Source organism: Halovivax sp. (assembly GCA_007119345.1).
In the GTDB taxonomy this organism is placed as follows: Archaea; Halobacteriota; Halobacteria; order Halobacteriales; family Natrialbaceae; genus Halovivax.
In genome coordinates, this window is the sequence record SKPV01000179.1 from 1 (window position 1) to 3,269 (window position 3,269).

At 68.2% G+C, this 3,269-nt stretch carries 3 protein-coding genes; all 3 read left to right on the plus strand.

Features of this window, described 5'->3' with window-relative positions:
- Nucleotides 1-624: sulfite exporter TauE/SafE family protein (locus QZT59_RS12185; RefSeq protein WP_290816448.1), on the plus strand; the 624-nt coding region annotated here is incomplete at its 5' end.
- A 6-nt stretch (nt 625-630) separates the two neighbouring features.
- The gene (locus QZT59_RS12190) at nt 631-2,484 is read left to right on the plus strand and encodes a cation:proton antiporter (RefSeq protein ID WP_290816451.1); all 1,854 of its coding nucleotides are present in this window, start codon (nt 631-633) and stop codon (nt 2,482-2,484) included.
- A 358-nt stretch (nt 2,485-2,842) separates the two neighbouring features.
- A partial coding sequence (locus QZT59_RS12195) for an APC family permease (RefSeq protein ID WP_290816454.1) occupies nt 2,843-3,269 on the plus strand: 427 nt, incomplete at its 3' end.

The window sequence follows — 3,269 nt, forward strand, 5'->3', positions numbered from 1 at the left end:
GACGACGTTGACGCCGACGAGGAGACGACGGACGACGAGATCCCCGAGTTGGCGAAGAAGATCAAGTCCTACAACGTTCCGCCGATGATGACGTTGACCGACGGCAGCAAAGCGTCGCTGTGGACCATCTCGGGCGTCGGCGGCGGCGTCGGGCTCGTCTCCGGCTTCCTGGGCGTCGGTGGCGGGTTCATCCGCATGCCCGCCATCTACTACCTGATCGGTGTGCCTCTCGCCGCAGCCGTCGGGACGAGCCTGTTCGGCGCGCTCATGTCCGGCGCCGTCGGCTCGTTCACGTACGGCCTCGACGGCGTCGTCGACCTCGGCGTCGTGACGGCGCTGCTCGCCGGCAGCGCGCTGGGCGCTCGCATCGGCTCGGCGTCGACGGCCTACGTCGACGAGGCGGACGTCACCGTCTACTTCGGCATCATGCTCCTGCTCGCCAGTACGGCGGTCGCGTTCGGCGAGCTCGCCACCTGGCTCGAATTGCCGATCTTCGACACCGTGAGTTTCGTCCTGCTGATCGGCTCCTCGGCGTTCGTGACGTCGATCATCCTCTACTACGGGGCGAAGGCGATTCGCAACGACCCCGCGACGCCGACCGCGACCCCGAGCGGGGGCGACTGAGCGTCGATGGAGCTGCTGGCCATCGTCGCGCTGATTCTCGCGCTCGGAGTGGGTTCTCGCGTGCTCGCGGATCGACTTCGGATCCCGAGCGTCCTCTTTCTGATCATCGCCGGTATCGCGATCGGGCCGGAGGGGCTCGGCTTCGTCTCGCGGGAGGCGTTCGGGGGCGGGCTGACGGCCATGGTCGGCGTCAGCGTCGCGATCATCCTCTTCGAGGGCGGCTACCACCTCCACCTGGACAAGCTCCGGGAGAGTCCGTCCGCGCTAACCAGACTCGTCACGGTCGGTGCGGCAGTCACCTGGCTGGGGACGGCGGCGGCGGTCGTCGTCTTCCTCGATACGAGCATCGAAGTCGGTCTGCTCGTCGGCGCGCTGTTGATCGCGACCGGCCCGACGGTGATCGGCCCGATCCTCCAGGTGGTCACGGTCCGGGATCACGTCGCGTCGGTCCTCGAGGGCGAGGGCGTGATCAACGACGTGACCGCGGCGATCCTGGTCGTCGTCGTCTTCGAAGTGCTCGTCGCCGGCAACGGGAGCGGGCCCGTAGTGGCGTTCGAGTTCCTGCAGCGACTCGCGATCGGGCTCGGGATCGGCGCGCTCGTCGCCGCGACGGTGTGGCTGTTGCTGACTCGGGTCGATCTCGCCCCGAGCGACGCGCTGCTTCACGCCCGACTGATCGTCCTGGCCGGCGTCGTCGTCGCCTACGGCGGCGCCGAACTGGTCGCCAGCGAGACCGGCATCGCCGCGGCGGCGATGGCGGGGTTCGCGCTGGGGAACGTCGACCTGCCCTACCACGAGGACGTCATCGACTTCCTGGACGACGTCTCGGTGGTGGTCCTCTCGTTCGTCTTCGTCGCGCTGGCGGCGCTGATCGACTTCGGGGACATCCGAACGCTGGGGCTGGCGGGGATCGCGGTCGTGATCGCGGTCACGCTCGTCTTGCGGCCGGCGGTCATCTTCCTCTCGACGACCCACGAGCGCTTTACCCGCAACGAGCGGCTGTTCCTCAGCGCCGTCGGCCCGCGCGGGATCATCCCCGCCAGCGTGGCGACGCTGTTCGCGGTCGAGCTCGAGGCGCTCGGCCGTCCCCAGGAGGCCCAGTTGCTGGCCGGGACGGTGTTTCTCATCATCTTCGCGACGGTCGTCCTCCAGGCCGGCCTCGCCCGACAGATCGCAGACTACCTCGACGTTTCACCAATGCGCACCATCATCATCGGCGCGGGACGGGTCGGCCTGTCCCTCGCCGAACGACTCGAACAGGACGGAGAGAACGTCCTCGTCGTGGATTCGGATCCCGGCGCGGTCGAGAACGCACGCAAACGGGGCCTCCGGGCCATCGAGGGCGACGGCACCGAATCGGCCGTCCTCGAGCGAGCCCGGGCCGGGGACGCGAAGGCGGTCGTGGCGACGACCCCAGACGACGACGTCAACCTGCTCGTCTCGCAGTTGGCCCAGACCACGTTCGACGTCCCCACGGTGGCCTCGCGGGTCAACCAGCCCGACAACGTCGACGCCTTCGAGGCCCTCGGCGTCCAGGCGATCGACCTCTCGATGGCGACGGCCTGGTCGCTCGAAAACGTCCTCGAGCGGCCGTCGCTGTCGACCTGGATGAACGAACTCGGTCGGACCGGCGACGTCCAGGAGATCGCGGTCACCGCCGAGGACCTCGTCGGCAAGTCGATCGCCGACCTCAACGCCGAGATCCCGGACGGCTGTATCGTCGGCTTGCTGACCCACGAGGACGGCAAACGCGAGGTCCCGACCGGCGACCACCGGCTCCGCGAGGGCGACCGTGTCACTTTCATCGGCCAGGTCGACGCGGTCGACGGGGCCGTCAAGCGGTTCCACCCGCACGACTGAACCGACCGTCCTCGACACCCGGGTTCGCGCCGACCCGTCAGGCCGGCTCCACGTGGCTCCCTCGTAAACACCCGTTATTGTGCGGACCATCCAAAACCGTTATACTCCGATGGTCCGTAGACGGTATTGTACAATATAGTATGCTATGGACACAACTGATCCCGGGACGTTCCAGCCGCACGCGAGCAATCGACCCAGCGTCCGACGACGTGCCACCGAACGCCAACGCATACCACCACACACGTCGAGCAGTCGAATCTACCGGCCGTTTCGGGGCCGTCGGCCCCACTAGCCAGGGATGGCGGGCCGATCGGATCCCGCTAGCCGTGGTCGAGCCCGACGACCGCGAGAAGGAACCATGACGACGGACCTGCAGCGCGACCTGGGACTCCCCGCCACCACCGCTATCGCCATCGGCGCGATGGTCGGCAGCGGCATCTTCATCCTCCCCGGCATCGCCTACGCCGAGGTCGGTCCGGCGGTCGTCGTCGCCTACCTCGTCGCCGGCCTCCTCGTCCTGCCGGCGGCGCTGTCGGCCTCCGAGATGGCCACCGCCATGCCCGAGGACGGCGGCTCCTACGTCTACGTCGAGCGCGGCATGGGCCCGCTTCTGGGGACGATCGCCGGCATCGGCAACTGGTTCATGCTCTCGTTCAAGGGTGCACTCGCGCTCATCGGCGGCGTCCCCTACCTCGTCTACGTCGCCCCCGAGCTCGCCGCATACATCCTCCCGATCGCCCTCGGTCTCGCCGTGCTGTTCACGATCCTCAACGTCGTCAGCACCA